Annotated in this window: 22 protein-coding genes; 9 read left to right on the top strand and 13 right to left on the bottom strand. The window is 70.2% G+C overall.

Annotated elements, in window-relative coordinates; translation table 11 throughout:
* Positions 1-26: 26 nt before the first annotated feature.
* Positions 27-761 carry a Mut7-C RNAse domain-containing protein gene (locus ACQPWU_RS13800; protein ID WP_433439875.1) on the top strand — a complete coding sequence of 245 codons (735 nt, stop codon included), beginning with the start codon at positions 27-29 and terminating at the stop codon, positions 759-761.
* A 48-nt stretch (positions 762-809) separates the two neighbouring features.
* Here the strand turns inward: ACQPWU_RS13800 and ACQPWU_RS13795 are convergent, their stop codons facing one another.
* The 6 genes from ACQPWU_RS13795 to urtA form a co-directional block, all read right to left on the bottom strand.
* The gene (locus tag ACQPWU_RS13795; RefSeq protein ID WP_433439873.1) at positions 810-1,649 is read right to left on the bottom strand and encodes a hypothetical protein; all 840 of its coding nucleotides are present in this window, start codon (positions 1,647-1,649) and stop codon (positions 810-812) included.
* A gap of 165 nt (positions 1,650-1,814) precedes the next feature.
* Positions 1,815-2,504 (bottom strand): urea ABC transporter ATP-binding subunit UrtE, encoded by a 690-nt coding sequence (urtE, locus tag ACQPWU_RS13790; protein WP_433439871.1) that lies wholly within the window; start codon positions 2,502-2,504, stop codon positions 1,815-1,817.
* Positions 2,482-3,231, bottom strand: a complete 750-nt coding sequence (gene urtD / locus ACQPWU_RS13785) for an urea ABC transporter ATP-binding protein UrtD (protein WP_433439869.1) — start codon at positions 3,229-3,231, stop codon at positions 2,482-2,484. The genes urtE and urtD overlap by 23 nt, the downstream gene beginning before the upstream one ends.
* Complete coding sequence (urtC, locus tag ACQPWU_RS13780; protein ID WP_433439867.1) at positions 3,215-4,234, bottom strand: urea ABC transporter permease subunit UrtC; 1,020 nt, start codon at positions 4,232-4,234, stop codon at positions 3,215-3,217. The genes urtD and urtC overlap by 17 nt, the downstream gene beginning before the upstream one ends.
* Positions 4,231-5,079: an urea ABC transporter permease subunit UrtB gene (urtB, locus tag ACQPWU_RS13775; RefSeq protein ID WP_433439865.1), complete on the bottom strand. Its 849-nt coding sequence runs from the start codon at positions 5,077-5,079 to the stop codon at positions 4,231-4,233. Before urtB ends, urtC begins: the two co-directional genes overlap by 4 nt.
* Complete coding sequence (urtA, locus tag ACQPWU_RS13770; RefSeq protein ID WP_433439863.1) at positions 5,079-6,287, bottom strand: urea ABC transporter substrate-binding protein; 1,209 nt, start codon at positions 6,285-6,287, stop codon at positions 5,079-5,081. The genes urtB and urtA overlap by 1 nt, the downstream gene beginning before the upstream one ends.
* Positions 6,288-6,486: 199 nt before the next feature.
* Here urtA and ACQPWU_RS13765 point away from each other — a divergent pair, with 199 nt between their 5' ends.
* The 8 genes from ACQPWU_RS13765 to ACQPWU_RS13730 all read left to right on the top strand — a co-directional run bounded on the left by ACQPWU_RS13765 (position 6,487) and on the right by ACQPWU_RS13730 (position 11,841).
* Positions 6,487-6,789, top strand: coding sequence for an urease subunit gamma (locus ACQPWU_RS13765; protein ID WP_433439861.1), 303 nt, complete (start codon positions 6,487-6,489; stop codon positions 6,787-6,789).
* On the top strand, positions 6,786-7,097 hold the full coding sequence (locus ACQPWU_RS13760) for an urease subunit beta (RefSeq protein WP_433439859.1): 312 nt from the start codon (positions 6,786-6,788) through the stop codon (positions 7,095-7,097). Before ACQPWU_RS13765 ends, ACQPWU_RS13760 begins: the two co-directional genes overlap by 4 nt.
* On the top strand, positions 7,090-8,796 hold the full coding sequence (locus tag ACQPWU_RS13755; protein WP_433439857.1) for an urease subunit alpha: 1,707 nt from the start codon (positions 7,090-7,092) through the stop codon (positions 8,794-8,796). Before ACQPWU_RS13760 ends, ACQPWU_RS13755 begins: the two co-directional genes overlap by 8 nt.
* Complete coding sequence (locus tag ACQPWU_RS13750; RefSeq protein ID WP_433439855.1) at positions 8,796-9,644, top strand: urease accessory protein UreF; 849 nt, start codon at positions 8,796-8,798, stop codon at positions 9,642-9,644. The genes ACQPWU_RS13755 and ACQPWU_RS13750 overlap by 1 nt, the downstream gene beginning before the upstream one ends.
* 17 nt (positions 9,645-9,661) lie before the next feature.
* The gene (gene ureG / locus ACQPWU_RS13745; protein ID WP_433439853.1) at positions 9,662-10,336 is read left to right on the top strand and encodes an urease accessory protein UreG; all 675 of its coding nucleotides are present in this window, start codon (positions 9,662-9,664) and stop codon (positions 10,334-10,336) included.
* Positions 10,336-11,085 carry an urease accessory protein UreD gene (locus ACQPWU_RS13740; RefSeq protein ID WP_433439851.1) on the top strand — a complete coding sequence of 250 codons (750 nt, stop codon included), beginning with the start codon at positions 10,336-10,338 and terminating at the stop codon, positions 11,083-11,085. Before ureG ends, ACQPWU_RS13740 begins: the two co-directional genes overlap by 1 nt.
* Before the next feature lie 55 nt (positions 11,086-11,140).
* Positions 11,141-11,299: a hypothetical protein gene (locus ACQPWU_RS13735; protein ID WP_433439849.1), complete on the top strand. Its 159-nt coding sequence runs from the start codon at positions 11,141-11,143 to the stop codon at positions 11,297-11,299.
* A 71-nt stretch (positions 11,300-11,370) separates the two neighbouring features.
* Complete coding sequence (locus tag ACQPWU_RS13730; protein ID WP_433439847.1) at positions 11,371-11,841, top strand: hypothetical protein; 471 nt, start codon at positions 11,371-11,373, stop codon at positions 11,839-11,841.
* 3 nt (positions 11,842-11,844) lie between these two features.
* Here the strand turns inward: ACQPWU_RS13730 and era are convergent, their stop codons facing one another.
* The 7 genes from era to ACQPWU_RS13695 all read right to left on the bottom strand — a co-directional run bounded on the left by era (position 11,845) and on the right by ACQPWU_RS13695 (position 17,578).
* Complete coding sequence (gene era, locus ACQPWU_RS13725) at positions 11,845-12,762, bottom strand: GTPase Era (protein WP_433439845.1); 918 nt, start codon at positions 12,760-12,762, stop codon at positions 11,845-11,847.
* Positions 12,763-12,771: 9 nt separating this feature from the next.
* Positions 12,772-13,248 (bottom strand): NUDIX domain-containing protein, encoded by a 477-nt coding sequence (locus tag ACQPWU_RS13720; protein ID WP_433439843.1) that lies wholly within the window; start codon positions 13,246-13,248, stop codon positions 12,772-12,774.
* Between the two features lie 8 nt (positions 13,249-13,256).
* Positions 13,257-13,574, bottom strand: coding sequence for a cytidine deaminase (locus ACQPWU_RS13715; RefSeq protein WP_433439841.1), 318 nt, complete (start codon positions 13,572-13,574; stop codon positions 13,257-13,259).
* 9 nt (positions 13,575-13,583) lie between these two features.
* Positions 13,584-14,210: a hypothetical protein gene (locus ACQPWU_RS13710; protein ID WP_433439839.1), complete on the bottom strand. Its 627-nt coding sequence runs from the start codon at positions 14,208-14,210 to the stop codon at positions 13,584-13,586.
* 562 nt (positions 14,211-14,772) lie between these two features.
* Entirely contained in the window at positions 14,773-16,068 is a 1,296-nt protein-coding gene (locus ACQPWU_RS13705) for a hemolysin family protein (protein ID WP_433439837.1), read from the bottom strand.
* Positions 16,065-16,541 (bottom strand): rRNA maturation RNase YbeY, encoded by a 477-nt coding sequence (ybeY, locus tag ACQPWU_RS13700; protein ID WP_360689802.1) that lies wholly within the window; start codon positions 16,539-16,541, stop codon positions 16,065-16,067. Before ybeY ends, ACQPWU_RS13705 begins: the two co-directional genes overlap by 4 nt.
* Positions 16,538-17,578 carry a PhoH family protein gene (locus tag ACQPWU_RS13695; RefSeq protein WP_360689804.1) on the bottom strand — a complete coding sequence of 347 codons (1,041 nt, stop codon included), beginning with the start codon at positions 17,576-17,578 and terminating at the stop codon, positions 16,538-16,540. The genes ybeY and ACQPWU_RS13695 overlap by 4 nt, the downstream gene beginning before the upstream one ends.
* Positions 17,579-17,649: the final 71 nt, after the last annotated feature.

Raw genomic sequence — 17,649 nt, 5'->3', positions numbered from 1 at the left:
GAATTCACGTTATCCGGTCCACCAGAATGGACTTTGTGAGCGAACGGGACGCACGCCTACGCATCGCCTCAGAGCTGACGATGTTCCTGCCAGTGAGCCGTCGGCAGGAGTGGCAGCAGGTAAAGCTGGACGGCACGTCCACGCTGGGCCACCACGTCGAGTCGCTCGGCATCCCGCTGACCGAGGTGGGGCCGATGCTCGTGGACGGCCGCGGGGTGCCGCCCGCGTACCAGCTCGTGCCCGGCGACGTGGTGGAGGTGCACCCGGTCCCCCGCCCTCAGCCGCTGCCGGGGGAGCCGCGCTTCCTGCTCGACGTGCATCTGGGCACGCTGGCGCGGCGGCTGCGGCTGCTCGGCATCGACGCGGCCTACCACAACGACATGGACGACCCGGCGCTGGTGGTGCAGGCCAATGAGGAGCGCCGGGTGCTGCTCACGCAGGACCGCGGCCTATTGCGCCGCCGCGCACTGTGGCTGGGCGCGTACGTACGCGGCTCCCGCCCCGCCGACCAGCTCCGCGACCTGCTCGAGCGCTTCGCCCCGCCGCTGCGCCCGTGGACGCGGTGCACGGCGTGCAACGGCGAGCTGGAGCCGGTCGCCAAGCAGGAGGTGGCGCCGCTGCTGGAGGCGGGCACGGAACGCAACTACGACGCGTACGGGCGGTGCGGCGAGTGCGGCCAGGTCTACTGGCGCGGCGCGCACAGCGACCACCTGGAGGAGATCGTGGAGTCCGCCCGCGCCTGGGCCGACAACGTCGGCTGATGATCTACGGCCGCGGGTTTCTGGAGGTTCATGTCACGTTTGGAGCGGTTACCAGGCCTGGGCCCAGGTAGGGGACGGCGCCGGGTCGGGGGTCAGGTCGCGGAGGTCGTGGGACCACGTCTGCGCCCACGTACCGGACCGCTGCTCAATGATCTTTACTGCGCCGTCACGGGTGGCCATGAGCAGTCGCCCCTCGTTGTCCCAATCGGCCCAGGCCGCCTCGGGCAGCGGCGTGAGCCTGCCGTCATCCTCCTCGCGCAGATAATTGACCTGTACGCCCTCGATCCCGTGCCGTTGGAAGTCGGTCCCGGTGTGGGCCAGCACCAGCGCGCGGTCGCCGCCTGGCCGGATGCGGCCGACGAGCACGGCTTCGCGTAACTCAGGTGGCACCCGCCCCGCTGCTCCCTCGATGGGACGCCAGCCGCGTTTGTACTCGTTCTGCAGATCACGGTAGGTCCAGTCGAGGCTGAGGGCCTCTACTGTCGCACCGTACGGATAGCTGCCGTGAAATGGCTGCTTGTCCATGGAGGCGGAGATCGTCAGGCTGTTGTCCCCGGCGAACGCGCATCCGCCGGTCCAGGTGCCGCCAGTGTGCCAGGCCGCGAGCGCGGTCAGCCACGGCGCCTTGGACACCGCGAAATAGGTGTCCCACGGGGGCTGCCCATGCCCGAGCGCGAAGTACCCGAGAAGTTTGCCGTCGGGCGAGATGTCGCATCGGCGCGGGTACAGCGTGCCGCGAAGCCATGCGCCGGGTCTCACCTCACGGACCCGCAGGTCCCACTCGAGCAGGTGCCACCAGCCGGCGGGAGCGCGCCGCATGATCAGAGCGACGGGTGCGGCGGTGGCGACGAGTACGTAAAGACGACAGGGTGGAGCAGAAGAGGCCATCAGTCGACTCCCCAAGGATTCCGCATCCCACGATAGGTCCCAGACACGGGTCCCGACGCGGTCGGCCCGGCCTCGTGCGCCACCCCAAGGTCGATCATCCTCGGCCGGTCGGTGCCGAGGATGATGCCGGCGACCGCGGGGGCGGCGCCAACGCCTGGCGCTCTCCTAAACCGCCAGGAGGCGGCGGACGTCCTCGCGCTGCAGTTCCTCGGCCTCCCCGGTGCGTACGACGTGCCCCGCGTCCAGGATGAGGAACCGGTCGGCCAGCCGCAGCGCGATGTCGAGATACTGCTCCACGAGCAGCACGGCCAGACCTGAGGCGTGCAGCCGCTCGATGGCCGCCTCGATCTCCAGGATGATCGACGGCTGGATGCCCTCGGTCGGCTCGTCGAGGATGAGCAGCTTGGGCCTGGTCACCAGGGCGCGGGCCATGGCCAGCTGCTGCTGCTGGCCGCCGGACAGGTGCCCCGCGCTCCGCTTGAGCAGCGGCGTGAGCGCGGGGAAGACGTCCAGGGCCTCGTCGATGGCCTCCCTGGTGACCTTGGCGGCCTCCATGGTGACCAGGAGGTTGCCCAGGACCGAGAGCTGGGGGAAGCACTGGTGGCCCTGGGGGACGTACCCCATGCCGAGCCGTACCCGCTCGTGCGGCTTCAGCCTGGTCACGTCGCGGCCCTCGAACGTGACCGTGCCCGCCGTCGCCGGGAGCACCCCCATGATGGTGTTGAGCAATGTGGTCTTGCCGACGCCGTTGCGCCCCATGACGCACACGAGCTGCCCTGGCCCCACCTCCAGCGAGACCCCGAACAGTACGCGCGCCCTCCCGTACCCCGACTCAAGGCCGGTCACCGACAACATCGCCCGCCCTCCTTCCCAGGTAGACCTCCTGCACGCGGGGGTCGGCGCTGACCTTGTCCACCGACCCCTCCACGAGCACCTTGCCCTCGTGCAGCACGGTCACCGTCGAGGCGTGCCGCCGTAGGAACTCCATGTCGTGCTCCACCACGATCACCGTGTGGTCCTCGGCGATCTGGGTGAGCAGCTCGCCGGTGCGCATACGTTCGTCGCCGGACATGCCCGCCACCGGCTCGTCCAGGAGCAGCAGCCTGGGCCGCTGTGCCAGCAGCATGCCGATCTCCAGCCACTGGCGCTGGCCGTGCGAGAGAACGCCCGCTGAACGCTCGGCGAGCTCTTCGAGCCCGGTTCTGGCCAGGGCCTCTTCCACGGCCTCCGACACGCCCTTGCTGCGCCTGGCCAGCGACCACAGGGGCTCGCGGAAGCCGGCCGCGAGGTCGAGGTTCTCCACCACGGTGAGCTCCTCGAACACGACCGACGTCTGGAACGTGCGGCCGACGCCCAACCGGACGATCTGGTGCTCCTTCTTGCCGACCAGGTCGTGCTCGCCGAACCGCACGCTGCCCGCCGCCGGCTTCGTCAGCCCGGTGATCACGTCGATCAGCGTGGTCTTGCCCGCGCCGTTGGGGCCGATCAGGAAGCGCAGCTCGCCCTCGGGCACGGTCAGGTCCACGCCGTCGAGTGCCTTGAACCCGTCGAACACCACGTGGACGTCATGTAGCTCGAGCACGTCGCAACCTACCCGCTATGCCCGCGATCCCCTTCGGCGCGAGTGTCATGACGAGAATGAACAGCGCGCCCTGCAGGTAGAGCCAGCCGTCGGCGAACTGCTCGCTGAACGCCGTCTTGGCGTAACCCATGACGACCGCGCCGAGCACGGCCCCTGCCAGCGCGTGCCGCCCGCCGACCGCCACCGCGACGACCAGCTCCAGCGAGGGCACGACGCCGAGCAGGGCGGGCGAGATGATGCCGACCACCGGGACGAACAGCGCGCCCGCGAGCCCCGCCATGCCCGCCGAGGCGGCGAAGGTGACGGTCTTGACCAGGGCCGGATCGTAGCCGAGGAAGCGCACCCGGTCCTCGCCGTCCCTGACCGCGACGAGCAGCCGGCCGTAGCGGCTGTTCGCGAGCTGCCGGGTGGCGAGGTACAGGATGCCGAGGACGGAGGCCACCACCAGGTAGAGCATCCGCTGTGTGGAGTCCTCGGCCAGGTCCTGGCCGAACAGCTCGAAGAAGTTGGTCATGCCGTTGGTGCCGCCGGTCAGGCCCTGCTGACCGACGAGCAGGATGACCATGGCCGCGGCCAGCGCCTGGGTGAGGATGGCGAAGTACGCGCCACGTACGCGCTGCCTGAACACCAGCGTGCCCAGGATCAGCGCGATCACCACGGGACCCAGCACGGCCATGGACAGCGCGAAGACCGGGTTGGCGAACGGCGCCCAGAGCGCCGGCAGCTTCTCCACCCCGCTCCACACCATGAAGTCGGGCAGCCCGCCGCCGGCCTCGGTCAGCTTGAGGTACATCGCCATGGAGTAGCCGCCCAGCCCGAAGAACACGCCCTGGCCGAGCGTGAGCATGCCGCCCTTCCCCCAGGCCAGCCCGATTCCGAGCGCCACGATCGCGTAGCACAGGTACTTCGCCAGCAGCCCCAGCCTGAACGGCTCCAGCAGCAGCGGGGCCGCCACCAGAGCGATCAGGGCCACGGTCGCGAAAGGCAGAGTTCTCTTGATCATGTGAGCACCCTTGACCGCAGCACGAACAGGCCCTGCGGCCGTACCTGCAAAAACGCGATGATCACGGCGAACACGATCACCTTCGCCAGCGAGGCGTCCGACCAGAACTCGGCGTAGGAGTTCAGCAGCCCCAGCCCGATCGCCGCCAGCACGGCCCCGCGCAGCTGCCCGAGCCCGCCCGCCACGACGACGAGGAAGGCGTCCACGATGTAGTACGTCCCGAGCGCGGGCCCGACGGGCCCGATGAGCGTCAGCGCCACCCCGGCCACGCCCGCCAGCCCGGACCCGATGAAGAACGTCAGCATGTCCACCCGGCCGGTGTCGATGCCGCTGGTCGCGGCGAGTTGCCGGTTCTGCACCACGGCCTGCGTCCTGCGCCCCGGCGCGCTCCGTGTGAGGTACAGCCAGACGGCCACCACGCCGGCGACCGCGAGCCCCATGATGAACAGCCGGTTGTACGGCAGGATCCCCACCCCTCCCGACAGCCAGGAAGGGGCGGGCACCTGCACGTTCGGCGCCCCGAACAGGTCGCGGGCGAGCTGCTGCAGCACCAGGCTCACTCCCCAGGTGAGCAGCAGCGTGTCCAGCGGCCGGCCGTAGAAGTGCCTGATGGCGGCCCGCTCGAGGATCAGCCCCATGAGGCCGGTCACCAGGAACGCCGCCGGCAGCGCGAGCACGAGGTCCTGCAGCAGGAACGCGGTGTATGCCCCCGCCATGATGAACTCGCCGTGCGCCATGTTGATCACGCCCATCTGCCCGAACGTGAACGTCAGCCCGAGCGCGATGAGCAGCAGCACCGCCCCGATCGACAGTCCGATGGGGAGCTGGTTGACGAAGGCCGGCATCACTGGCCCGCCGCCAGGCCGGACGCCCAGGCGTAGCCCTTGAGGTACGGGTCCGGCTTGATCGGCTTGCCGGAGTCCCACACCTGCTTGATCAGGCCGTCGGGCTGGATGATGCCGATGCGGGCGGTCTTGTACATGTGCTGGTTCTCACCGTCGATCGTGACCAGACCCTCGGGGCGTTCGAGGGAGATGCCCGGCGCGGCCTTCTTGACCGCCTCGACCTCGGTCGTGCCCGCCTTCTTGACCGCCTCGGCCCACAGGTAGACGGCGTTGTACCCGGCCTCCATGGGGTCGGAGGTGACCTTGTTCTGCCCGTACCTGGCCTTGTACGCCTTGACGAACGCCTCGTTGGCCGGCGTGCCGGTGGTCTGGTAGTAGTTCCAGGCGACCGGCTGGCCCACGATGTTGTCCACGCCGATGCCGGTGACCTCCTCCTCGGCGATGCTCACCGACAGCACCGGCATGCTCTGGGCCGAGGCGCCCGCGCTCTTGAGCTGCTTGAAGAAGGCCACGTTGCTGTCGCCGTTGAGGGTGTTGAAGACCGCGTCGGGTTTGGCCTGCATGACCTTGTTGACGAGGGTGGAGTATTCGGTGTGGCCGAGCGGGGTGTACTCCTCGCCGAGGATCTCCATCCCGTTCGCCGCCGCGTACGCCTTGATGATCTTGTTGGCGGTACGCGGGAAGACGTAGTCGCTGCCCACCAGGAACAACTTCTTCTTGCCCTGCTCCTTCAGATAGTCGAGGCCAGGGATGATCTGCTGGTTGGTGGTGGCGCCCGTGTAGAAGATGTACGGCGAGCTCTCCAGTCCCTCGTACTGCACCGGATACCACAGCAGCGCCTTGTAACGCTCGAAGACCGGCAGCATGGCTTTCCTGCTGGCCGAGGTCCAGCCGCCGAAGACGGTGGCGACCTTGTCCTGCCTGATCAGCTTCGTCGCCTTCTCCGCGAACGTGGGCCAGTCGGAGGCGCCGTCCTCCACCACGGGGACGAGCTTCTTGCCGAGCACTCCGCCGGCCTTGTTGATCTCGTCGATCGCCAGCAGTTCGGCGTCGCGGACGGTGACCTCGCTGATCGCCATCGTGCCGCTGAGCGAGTGGAGGAGTCCTACCTTGATCTCTTTCGACTCGGTGGCGGGTTTCGCGTCGGATCCGCAGGCCGCGAGGGTTAACACCAGGACCGCGGAGACAATCGGACGGGAGATTCGCACAGCCGTTCCTTCCTGCCGACCGATACTGCGAGAAAGGTGACTCCGCGAGATTTCCCGAGTGGATCTCGGTTGTTAAGACGCGTTTGCCGAATGTTCACAAACGCACTTAATCCGAAATATGAGGATTGAGCCGCAGCGCGAAACCAACACGACATCCACCGGCAACAGCCACGAAACCGCCGGTTCCTATGGTCCGGCCATGCGGCTTACCTCACACGAGCAGGAACGGCTGCTCATCCACGTCGCCGCCGGGGTGGCGCGCGAGCGGCAGGCCAGGGGCCTGCGCCTGAACCATCCCGAGGCTACCGCCGTCATCGCGTCGTTCCTCATGGAGGGGGCCAGGGACGGGCGCACCGTGGCCGAGCTCATGGAGGCCGGACGGTCGGTGCTCGGCCGGACCGACGTCATGGAGGGCGTTCCCGAGATGCTGGAGAGCGTGCAGATCGAGGCGACGTTCCCCGACGGCACGAAGCTGGTCACCGTGCACAGGCCGATCCCGTGATCCCGGGCGAGTACGTGCATCCGGAGGGCGCCATCACGCTCAACCCCGGACGCGAACGGGTGACCGTGCGGGTGGTCAACACGGCCGACCGGCCGGTGCAGGTGGGCTCCCACTACCACTTCGCGGCCGCCAACCCGGGGCTGGAGTTCGACAGGCGGGCGGCCTGGGGCATGCGGCTCGACGTGGCGGCCGGGACGGCGATCAGGTTCGAGCCAGGCGTCGAGCGCGACGTGACGCTGGTGCCGCTGGCGGGCGACCGGGTGGTCCCCGGGCTGCGGCCGGAGTGGGCGGGGCCGCTCGATGGCTGAGATCTCGCGCGCCCGCTACGCGGCGCTGTACGGGCCCACGGCCGGAGACCAGATCCGGCTGGCCGACACCGACCTGTTCATCGAGGTGACCGAGGACCTGTCGATCGGCCCTTCCGGCCCCGGCGACGAGGCCGTCTTCGGCGGCGGCAAGGTGATCCGCGAGTCCATGGGACAGGCGCGGACCACCCGGGCGGAGGGCGCGGCCGACCTGGTCATCACCGGCGCGGTGATCCTCGACCACTGGGGTGTGGTCAAGGCCGACGTCGGCATCCGCGACGGCCGCATCCATGCCATCGGCAAGGCCGGCAATCCCGACACGATGGACGGCGTCGACCTGGTCATCGGGCCGTCCACTGAGGTGCTCGCGGGCAACGGCAAGATCCTCACCGCCGGGGGCGTCGACTCGCACGTGCATCTGATCTGCCCGCAACTCCTCGACGAGGCGATCGGCTCCGGCGTCACCACGATCGTCGGGGGCGGCACCGGCCCCGTCGAGGGCACCAAGGCGACGACCGTCACCGGGGCCTGGTACCTGGGCCGGATGCTGGAGTCGCTGGACGCGTACCCGCTGAACTTCGCGCTGCTCGGCAAGGGCAACACCGTCTCGTACGAGGGCCTGCTGGAGCAACTCAAGGCCGGCGCCTCGGGGTTCAAGCTGCACGAGGACTGGGGCTCGACGCCGGCCGCCATCGACGCCTGCCTGAGCGTGGCGGACGCGGCCGGGGTGCAGGTGACGCTCCACACGGACACGCTGAACGAGGCCGGGTTCGTGGAGTCGACGCTGAAGGCCATCGGGGATCGGATGATCCACGCGTACCACACCGAAGGGGCGGGGGGCGGGCACGCGCCGGACATCATCCGCGTCGCGGCCTACCCGAACATCCTGCCCTCCTCCACCAACCCCACCCGGCCGCACACCGTCAACACGCTCGACGAGCACCTCGACATGCTCATGGTGTGCCACCATCTCAATCCGTCGATCCCGGAGGACCTGGCGTTCGCCGAGTCCCGGATCAGGCCCACGACGATGGCCGCCGAGGACGTGCTGCACGACATGGGGGCGATCTCGATGATCGGCTCGGACTCGCAGGCGATGGGGCGGATCGGGGAGACGATCATCCGTACGTGGCAGACTGCGCACGTCATGAAGGCCCGCCGCGGCTCTCTGGGAGGTCCTGCGGATAATCTGCGCGCCCGCCGATACATCGCGAAATATACGATATGTCCGGCTATCGCCCACGGGCTGGACGGCGAGATCGGCTCCGTCGAGCGCGGGAAACTCGCCGACCTCGTCCTCTGGGACCCGGCGTTCTTCGGGGTCAAACCGGACCTGGTGCTCAAGGGCGGCGTGGTGGCCTGGGCGCAGATGGGCGACGCCAACGCCTCCATCCCGACGCCGCAGCCGGTGCTGCCCCGTCCCATGTTCGGCGCCTCGCCGGTGACCGCCGCCGCCACCTCGCTCCACTTCGTCTCGCCTCTCGCCCTGGAGTCCGGCCTGCCTGACCAACTGGCCGTACGGCGCCGCCTGGCGCCGGTGGCGGACGTACGGCGGCGCGGCAAGTCCTCGATGCCGCTCAACGACGCGATGCCCCGGATCGACGTGGCGCCCGACACGTTCGAGGTGCGCATCGACGGCGACCTCATCGAGCCGGCCCCCGCCACCAGCCTCCCGATGGCCCAGCGCTACTTCCTCTTCTGATGGCGACGAACCCTGCCCTGCTCCTCCTCGCAGACTCCCGCCTCCCGGCCGGCGGCCACGCCCACTCGGGCGGGGCCGAACGGGCCGTCACGTCGGGAGCGGTGCACGACGTGCCCTCACTGGCGCGCTTCCTCCGGGGACGGCTCCACACGGCCGGCACGGTCGCCGCCGCCCTGACGGCCGCCGCCTGCACCGAGGCCGCCACCCCGTCGAACATCCCGCCGCCGCCTCCCGCGTCGCCTCCGGGCACGCCGTCGGCCGCCCCGACGCCGCGACCCACCGGCAGGAGCCCGGTCGCCGCCGAGCCGGCGATCGAAACCACGTCCTTGGAAGCGGAGGGCGGCGGCGTCTCGGCGGAGTCGCCGTGGGTGCGGCTCGACGCCGAGGTCGATGCCAGGACCGCCGCACCCGCCCAGCGGGACGCGTCCAGGACCCAGGGCAGGCTCCTGCTGAGGGTCGCCCGCCGGGTGTGGCCGTCGCCGGTCCTCGACGAACTGGCGCGGGACGTACCGAATCCTCATCATCCGATCGCCCTCGGAGTGGCGGCGCACGCGGCGGGCGCCACGCCGGAGGAGGCGGCCATGGCCGCGGCCTACCACGCGATCAGTGGCCCGGCCACGGCGGCCGTGCGGCTCCTCGGGCTGGACCCGGTGGCCGTGCACGGGCTGCTGGCCGACCTCACCCCGGACCTCACCGCCGTGGCCGCCGAGGCGCACGCCGCCGCCTCGAACGCGCACCCCCATCTCGCGGGCTTCCCCTGGGAGTCGCTGCCCGCGTACTCGTCCCCAGCCCTTGACCTCCTGGCCGAGCAGCATGCCCGAGCCGAGGTCAGGTTGTTCGTTTCATAAGGAAGGGATCTCGACATATGGGCGCCAATCATGACGACCACCACCACACCCCCGACGGCCGCGGACGGGCGCTGCGGCTCGGCGTGGGCGGTCCGGTAGGCAGCGGCAAAACGGCTCTGGTGGCCGCGCTGTGCAGGACGCTGGGCCCGTCGCTGTCCCTGGGCGTGGTGACGAACGACATCTACACCACCGAGGACGCGGACTTCCTGCGCCGGGCGGGCGTGCTCGACCAGGAGCGCATCCTCGCCGTCGAGACCGGCTGCTGCCCCCACACCGCCATCCGCGACGACATCGCCGCGAACCTGGACGCCGTGGAGACCCTGGAGTACCGGTTCGGGCCGCTGGACCTGGTGATCGTGGAGAGCGGCGGTGACAACCTGACGGCCACGTTCAGCCGGGGACTGGCCGACAAGCAGATCTTCGTCCTGGACGTGTCGGGCGGCGACAAGGTGCCGCGGAAGGGCGGCCCGGGGGTCACGACGGCGGACCTGCTGGTCATCAACAAGACCGACCTCGCCGCGATGGTGGGCGCCGACCTGGGGGTGATGGACCGCGACGCGGCGGCCGTACGCGGTGACAGGCCGGTGCTGTTCACCTCGATCAGGGAGGACCCCACCGCCACCACGGTCGCCGGCTGGGTCTCCGAGCAGGTGGCGGCCTGGGCCCACACCCACGCGTCCCCTGTCTCCTGATGTCCGGCCGTCGCGCGATGCGGGCCGGTGCCGCCGTGGCCACGGCCCTGTCCCCGGATGGCCGGACACTCATCCGCCGCCTGGCCTCGGCGCCCCCGCTGACGCTGCGCCAGACGGGCCCGTACACCGTGCATCTCGTCTCCACGGCGGCGGGCCCGCTCGGCGGCGACCGCCTCCACCTGGACCTCGACGTCGCCCCGCGCACCACCCTGGAGCTGGGCTCGGTCGCCGCCAGCCTGGTCCTGCCGGGTGACGGTGAGTCCGAGATGCTGGTCACCGCCCGGGTGGGGGCGGGCGGCGCACTCCGCTTCGCCCCGGAGCCCACGGTCCTCGCCGCCGGTTGCCGGCACCGCCTCCTGGTACGTCTCGAACTGGCGGCGGACGCCGAGGTGCTGTGGCGCGAGGAGATCGTCTTCGGCCGACACGGCGAGGCACCGGGACGCTGCCATGCCCGCTTCGACGCGACATGCGACGGCCGCCCGCTGCTCAGGCAGGAGTTCACCGTCGGCGACCCGTCCCTGGACGCCTCCCCGGCCGTCTACGGTGCGGCTCGCTGCGTCGGCACCACGTTCCTCACGACGCCTGCCAAGGAGCCGGCCGTGGCCGAGGGCGTCGCCGTCCTGCCCCTGGCAGGCCCGGGCACGCTGGTGTCCGCCCTGGCCGGCGACGCCGTCCAGCTCCGCTCCCGCCTCGAATGGGGCGAACGCGCGGCCATCACTCCCCAGCCCGCACCGGACAGCCGCGGGTAGTCCCACCGGCATCGAGGACGCGGCCATCCCGGCGATCAAGGCCCGCTATCCCGGGATGACCGTGGGCCTGTTGCTCGGGCGCAACCGCGTGCCCGCGCTGAACGAGCTCTTCCCGATCGCCCGCGCGCGTGCCTGCGGCGCCGGCTGGGTGGCCGTCAGGCACGACATCGCCCGCATGAACGCGCTACGGGCCAGGCGCCGCCACCTGTCCTGATCCCTGCGACGGTGGTGACGACTCCGTTGCGCACGGTGGAGAGAGGCGCTCCCCCGGCTTACAGTGATCGTGTGGCCGATGACCTCCAGCCCAGCACCGCCAGACCGGCGACCCGTCGCGGCTACGCGCTGGCCGTGGTGGTCGCCGGAGCGCTCCTGGTGTTCTGCGCCGTCCTCCCGTGGGCCGGACTCGAGGTGAAGAGCGACCTCATCGGCGGCGGCCTGGCCAACGACGTGCGCGGCATCGACGACCGGTTCGGCGTCTACACGCTGGTGGCCGGGCTGGTCGCGCTGGGATGCGGCATCGCGGGCCTGCTCACCCGCCCGAGGGTCGCCGCCCTGGCCGCCCTCCCCGGAGCCGCGGCGGTGGCGGTGCTGGTGCTCTTCATGACCGACGGGAGCGGCCTGCGCGACCGGATCTCCGTGGATCTGGGCGACGTGCTGTCGATCGGGCCCGTCGTCAAGTTCGGCTGGTTCGCCGCGCTCGGCTGCTCCGTGGCGGTCGTCGTGCTCTCCGTCCTCGCGCTGGTGCGACGCGCCTGACGGTCAGTCGTAGAAGCCCAGCCGCCGCAGCTGCTTCGGGTCGCGCTGCCAGTCCTTGGCCACGCTGATCCGCAGGTCCAGGTAGACGCGCGTGCCCAGCAGGGCCTCGATCTGCTTGCGGGCCGTGGTGCCGACCTCGCGCAGCCGCTCACCCTTGTGCCCGATGACGATCGCCTTCTGCGAGGGCCGCTCCACGAACATGTGCGCGTAGATGTCCAGCAGGTCGTCGCGCCCCTCACGGGGCAGCATCTCGTCCACGACCACGGCGATCGAGTGGGGCAGCTCGTCGCGTACGCCCTCCAGCGCCGCCTCCCTGATCAGCTCGCCCACCAGAACCTGCTCCGGCTCGTCCGTGAGCTGCCCGCCCTCGTAGAGCGGCGGCGACTCGGGCAGGTGCTCGATCAGCACATCGGCCAGCACGTCGAGCTGGTCGCCCGACTGCGCCGACACCGGCACGATCGCCGCGAACTCCGCCACCTGCGACACCGCCAGCAGCTGCTCCGCGATCTGCTCTTTGGTCGCCAGGTCGCACTTGGTGACCACGGCCACGACCGGCGTCTTCTTCACCGCCGAGAGCTTGTCGGCGATGAACCGGTCACCCTTGCCGATCGGCTCGTTGGCGGGCACGCAGAAGCCGATCACGTCCACCTCGGTCAGCGTGGACAGCACCAGGCTGTCCAGCCGCTCCCCCAGCAGCGTGCGCGGCCGGTGCAGGCCCGGCGTGTCGACGATGACCAGCTGGGCGTCGGGCCGATGCACGATGCCCCTGATGGCGCGCCTGGTCGTCTGCGGCTTGGAGGAGGTGATCGCTACTTTGCTGCCGACCAGGGCGTTCATGAGCGTGGACTTGCCGACGTTCGGCCTCCCCACGAAGCAGGCGAATCCGGCGCGATGGCTGTCTGGCGAAGTCACATACTGCATTCTGGTCCATCAACGGGCATGGGCACGCCACCAGGCGAACGCCTCGGGCGCGGCGATCGGTGTCCAAGGGGTTGTGGGCAGCTCGGAAAGCTCCTGCTCGGTCACCCATCGGAAGTCGTTGATCTCCACGCCGTCGGGCTCGGGCTCGGCCGAACCCGGGGCCACCGCACAGCCGTAGGCGGCGATGACGTAGCCGACCTGGTGGCCGTTCGGGTAGAGGGTGCGGAACTCAGGGCCGCCGTAGACGCCGATCAGGCCCCGCACCTCGATGTCGATGCCGAGCTCCTCGTGCAGCTCCCGGACCGCGGCGTGCTCGGGCCGCTCGTCCGGGTCGATGCCGCCGCCGGGCGCCGCCCAGAGCCCCACGTCGCCGTGCCGGGCCACCAGCAGCCTGCCCGCGTCGTCGAACACGAACCCGGCCGCCGACGGCAACATGAGCAGCTCGGAGCCGACCTTCTCCCGCAACTTCGCCAGGAATGGCGACATCGGCATGGTCAGCCTCGCAGCGTGCCGTCGGGACCGGCCACGAGCAGCGACTTGACGCCCAGTTCCGCGGCCACGGCCTGGTCGGCGGCGCTTGGCGCGCCCTCGCTCACCAGCGCGACGGCCTCCAGGGACCGCGCGCCACTGGAGACCGCCATGGCCACCGCCACCTGCACCGCCGAGAGCGTCAGCGCGTCCAGCGCCACGTTCGTCGCCGAGTACGTGCGGCCGGTCTCATCCCGTACGGCGGCACCCTCGGCGGACTCGTTGCGCGCCCTGGCGGCGCGGGCCAAAGTGATGATCTTGTTGTCTTCAGGATCGAGTGTCACGGGACTAGGTTAGGCGCCGGCCATGGAGAGGACCGCGTCGACCACCTCGCGGGTGCGGGCGGGGTCCATGTCGTCCATGCTCGTGTGCACCACCGACACCAATGTGTCGCCTACCCGTGACAGCACGACGTCCAACGCGTACGGGTAGCCGTTCAGCCGCCCGCGCAGCCGGGCGCTCACGGCCTCGTCCGCCGCGACCTCGAGCGGCAGCGTCTGCGACCGCAGGTCGGTGCCGGAGGAGGTGCGCACCTCCCGGCACGACTCCATGGCCCTGGCCAGCTCATCGAGGTGCTCCTCCGCCTCCCCGTCCGCGTACCGCGCCAGCCCCACCCCCGCCTGCTCCCCCAGCCCGTCGCCGCGGTAGCTGACCGCCGCCTGGCCCGTCAGCGCCTGCCCGGGCGCCTGCCCTCCCACGGGTTCCAGCACGGCCAGACAGTTCCTGTCGCCCTGCGTGAACGGCATCTGCCACGCCTGGTCCGGCCTCTCCGCGAACCCGTCGGGCAACTGCGGCCCCTTGCTGAGCACCTCGCGCAACTGCGCCGTGGCCTTCGGGTCGAGGACGTTCTCTGTGCCTCCGGCCCCGCATCCCGCCAGGGCGCAGGCCAGCAGCCCGCAGGCGATGATCTCGCGTTTCATGATCCCCCCCTGGATCGCAGCCTCCCCAGCCGACGAATGCGGCAATCCACCGGAGTTCTCACCAATACGCAAAAAGGGCACCCCCATCCGGTTCTCCGGATGGGGGCACCCTCAGCGCCGACCTGCGTCACAGCCGGCTAGCCGGCCGAGACGCAGTCGTTCCCCCCAGGTGCACCCTCCCGCCGCGAACCCCACCCGGCGTTCGGATGCCTCCCCTTGCGACACCCACCGCACTGGATGTCGTGTTAAGAGAGTGCCCTGGCGGGCTTGCAGAAGACTTGTAGAACACTTGCGGCCTTCGCCCACCTTCGTCACCGCTTTGCCCAGCGCACCCGTCCCGCCCTCGACCCACCAGCGATCCGCCGTGCTCCCCCTCCGGCCTGCCCGCCCTCGTACTGCCGGCGGTCCTCCATCCCGCCGGCCCACGCCTGTCGCCGGCACGCCTCCGCGGCGGCAGCGCCTCCGCGCCATACGCGCGGCGCGCCTTGCCTGGAGGTAGCGGCTCTGTCCTGCGGGCCCCGGGCGCGGGACGGCACACGGCGGGGCGAGGGTGGCGGGTGGGTCAGTCGTGTTCGGGGAGGGCCGGGCCGGACTCGTCCTCCGGAGGCTTGGCATGGCGCACCACGACGGTGCTGATGCGGTTGCGGCGGCCCGCCAGGCTTTCGGCGGTGAGCGTGAGCCCGGCCATCTCGGCGTGCGACCCGGCGATCGGAACCCGCCCGAGCGCGTGGGCGAGCAGCCCGCCCACGGTCTCCACGTCGTCCACCTCGATCTCGGTGTCGAACAGCTCGGCCAGCTCGTCGACGGGCATCCGGGCGGTCACCCGCATCCCGCCGTCGGGCATGGGCTCGACGCGGGGCGCCTCCTGGTCGTACTCGTCGGTTATCTCGCCGACGATCTCCTCCAGCACGTCCTCGATCGTGACGAGCCCGGCGGTGCCGCCGTACTCGTCGATGACGATGGCGATGTGGATCTGCCGCGCCTGCATCTCCCGCATGAGCTGGTCGATGGGCTTGCTCTCCGGCACGTACGCGGCCGGCCGCATGATCGACTCGACCGTCTCCTCGCCCCCGCCTTCACCGGTCTCGTGGATCTTGCGGGCGATGTCCTTGAGGTACGCCATGCCGATGACGTCGTCCTCGTTCTCGCCCACGACGGGAATGCGGGAGAACCCGCTGCGCAGCGCCAGAGACAGGGCCTGACTGATCGACTTGCCGCGTTCGATGTAGACCATGTCGGTGCGCGGCACCATGACCTCGCGCACCAGCGTGTCGCCCAGCTCGAAGACGGAGTGGATCATCTCGCGCTCGTCCGGCTCGATCACCCGGCGCTCCTCGGCCAGATCGACCAGGTCGCGCAGCTCGGCCTCAGAGGTGAACGGCCCCTCGCGGAACCCCTTGCCGGGGGTCAGGGCGTTGCCGAGCAGGATGAGCAGCTTGGGGAGGGGTCCGAAGATGCGGGTCAGGCCGTACACGATGGGGGCGCTGGCCAGCGCTACCGGCTCGGCGTGCTGGCGCCCCAGCGTACGCGGCATCACACCCACCACGACGTAGCTGGTCACGATCATCACGACGGCGGCCCAGAAGTACGCCCAGCCCTGGTCGTGCAGGAGATCGATGAACAGCAGCGTCGCGATGACCGTGGCCACCAGCTCGCAGCTCAGCCTGAGCAGCAGGAGCAGGTTGAGGTAGCGTGGCGGGTCGTCGACGATGGCCTGCAGCCGCACGGAACCCCGCCGGCCCTCGCGCACGTATTCCTCGGCACGCACTCTGGAGATGCGCGTCAGTGCCGTTTCCGCACTGGCGATCAGGCCACCGATGATCACAAGGGCGATGGCCGAAAGCAACCAGGCGTTCACCGCGAGTTGCGCACCTCCTGCCAGGACTCGAGGAGCCGAGCCTGCAGGCCGAACATCTCCTTGTGCTCCTCGGGCTCGGCGTGGTCATAGCCGAGCAGGTGGAGGATGCCGTGGGTGCACAGCAGCTCCAGCTCGTCGGCCGTGCTGTGGCCCGCCTCCTCGGCCTGCCTGGCGGCCACCTGCGGGCAGAGCACGACGTCGCCGAGGAGCGCCGGGTCGGCGGGGCTCTCCGAGTCGCCGCGAGCGCCCCCGCCCGGACGCAGCTCGTCCATCGGGAACGCCAGCACGTCGGTCGGGCCCGGCTCGCCCATCCACTTCTCGTGCAGCTCGGACATGGCGTCCTCGTCGACCACCACGATCGACAGCTCGGCGAGCGGGTTGATGCCCATCTCGCCGAGCACGTGGGCGGCCAGGGCGACGAGACTCTCCTCGTCGACCCCGACACCCGACTCGTTGTTGATCTCGATGCTCATGGTCGCCGCTTCCCCCGATGCTGGATGCTCTTCGGCTCCTGGGCGGCCTGCGAGGCGTCGTAGCGCCCGTACGCGTCCACGATCTCGCTCACCAGCTTGTGGCGGACCACGTCGGCACTGGTCAGGCGCGCGAAGTGGATGTCGGGGATGCCGTCGAGGATCTCCTGGACGACCCGCAGCCCGCTCACCGTGCCGTTGGGCAGGTCTACCTGCGTCACGTCACCGGTCACCACGATCTTGGAGTTGAAGCCGAGCCGGGTGAGGAACATCTTCATCTGCTCGGCCGAGGAGTTCTGTGCCTCGTCGAGGATGATGAAGGCGTCGTTGAGCGTGCGACCGCGCATGTACGCCAGCGGCGCGACCTCGATCGTGCCCGCGGCCATCAGCTTGGGGATGGAGTCGGGGTCGAGCATGTCGTGCAGCGCGTCGTAGAGCGGCCGCAGGTAGGGGTCGATCTTCTCGTACAGCGTGCCGGGCAGGAAGCCCAGCCGCTCGCCGGCCTCGACTGCCGGGCGGGTCAGGATGATCCGGTTGACCCGCTTCTCCTGCAGCGCCCGCACGGCCTTGGCCATCGCGAGGTAGGTCTTGCCGGTGCCCGCGGGGCCGATGCCGAACACGACCGTGTGCTTGTCGATCGCGTCGACGTACCGCTTCTGGTTGACCGTCTTCGGCCTGATCGTGCGCCCGCGCGAGGAGAGGATGTCCAGGGACAGCACCTCGGCGGGACGGTCGGAGGTCATGCGGAGCATGGCGATGCTGCGCTCGACCGCGTCGGGGGTGAGCTCGCCGCCGCTGCGCAGCACCTCGACCAGCTCCTCGAAGAGCCGCACCACGGTGCCGCTCTCGTCGGGGCTGCCGGTGACGGTGATCTCGTTGCCGCGAACGTGGATGTCGGCCCTGAAGGCGCCCTCGATGACGCGTAGCAGCTCGTCGCGGGAGCCCAGGAGGCTGACCATCGAGTATTCGTCCGGAATCAGCACCTTGGCTTGAGTGCGCGAGGGAGGTGCCGTGCGTCGGGATTCATGTAGTTCGGACATGGGCAGGCCAGTGGCCTGATGCCTCCCGGTCTCTTTCGGTGTTCTTCTGTGCCCATCGTATCCGGGACCGG

This window comes from Nonomuraea sp. CA-141351 (assembly GCF_050944675.1).
Taxonomy (GTDB): Bacteria; Actinomycetota; Actinomycetes; order Streptosporangiales; family Streptosporangiaceae; genus Nonomuraea.
Note: the sequence above shows the minus strand (reverse complement) of the source record. Positions and strands in the feature narration are given on the sequence as shown.

What these genes read in the sequence shown, in the direction of transcription:
- ACQPWU_RS13800 (WP_433439875.1), top strand. Translation starts at nt 27, where the DNA reads ATGGACTTTGTGAGCGAACGGGACGCACGCCTACGCATCGCCTCAGAG.
- ACQPWU_RS13795 (WP_433439873.1), bottom strand. Translation starts at nt 1,649, where the DNA reads ATGGCCTCTTCTGCTCCACCCTGTCGTCTTTACGTACTCGTCGCCACC.
- urtE (WP_433439871.1), bottom strand. Translation starts at nt 2,504, where the DNA reads ATGTTGTCGGTGACCGGCCTTGAGTCGGGGTACGGGAGGGCGCGCGTA.
- urtC (WP_433439867.1), bottom strand. Translation starts at nt 4,234, where the DNA reads ATGATCAAGAGAACTCTGCCTTTCGCGACCGTGGCCCTGATCGCTCTG.
- urtB (WP_433439865.1), bottom strand. Translation starts at nt 5,079, where the DNA reads ATGCCGGCCTTCGTCAACCAGCTCCCCATCGGACTGTCGATCGGGGCG.
- ACQPWU_RS13765 (WP_433439861.1), top strand. Translation starts at nt 6,487, where the DNA reads ATGCGGCTTACCTCACACGAGCAGGAACGGCTGCTCATCCACGTCGCC.
- ACQPWU_RS13755 (WP_433439857.1), top strand. Translation starts at nt 7,090, where the DNA reads ATGGCTGAGATCTCGCGCGCCCGCTACGCGGCGCTGTACGGGCCCACG.
- ACQPWU_RS13750 (WP_433439855.1), top strand. Translation starts at nt 8,796, where the DNA reads ATGGCGACGAACCCTGCCCTGCTCCTCCTCGCAGACTCCCGCCTCCCG.
- ureG (WP_433439853.1), top strand. Translation starts at nt 9,662, where the DNA reads ATGGGCGCCAATCATGACGACCACCACCACACCCCCGACGGCCGCGGA.
- ACQPWU_RS13740 (WP_433439851.1), top strand. Translation starts at nt 10,336, where the DNA reads ATGTCCGGCCGTCGCGCGATGCGGGCCGGTGCCGCCGTGGCCACGGCC.
- ACQPWU_RS13735 (WP_433439849.1), top strand. Translation starts at nt 11,141, where the DNA reads ATGACCGTGGGCCTGTTGCTCGGGCGCAACCGCGTGCCCGCGCTGAAC.
- era (WP_433439845.1), bottom strand. Translation starts at nt 12,762, where the DNA reads ATGCAGTATGTGACTTCGCCAGACAGCCATCGCGCCGGATTCGCCTGC.
- ACQPWU_RS13720 (WP_433439843.1), bottom strand. Translation starts at nt 13,248, where the DNA reads ATGTCGCCATTCCTGGCGAAGTTGCGGGAGAAGGTCGGCTCCGAGCTG.
- ACQPWU_RS13710 (WP_433439839.1), bottom strand. Translation starts at nt 14,210, where the DNA reads ATGAAACGCGAGATCATCGCCTGCGGGCTGCTGGCCTGCGCCCTGGCG.
- ybeY (WP_360689802.1), bottom strand. Translation starts at nt 16,541, where the DNA reads ATGAGCATCGAGATCAACAACGAGTCGGGTGTCGGGGTCGACGAGGAG.
- ACQPWU_RS13695 (WP_360689804.1), bottom strand. Translation starts at nt 17,578, where the DNA reads ATGTCCGAACTACATGAATCCCGACGCACGGCACCTCCCTCGCGCACT.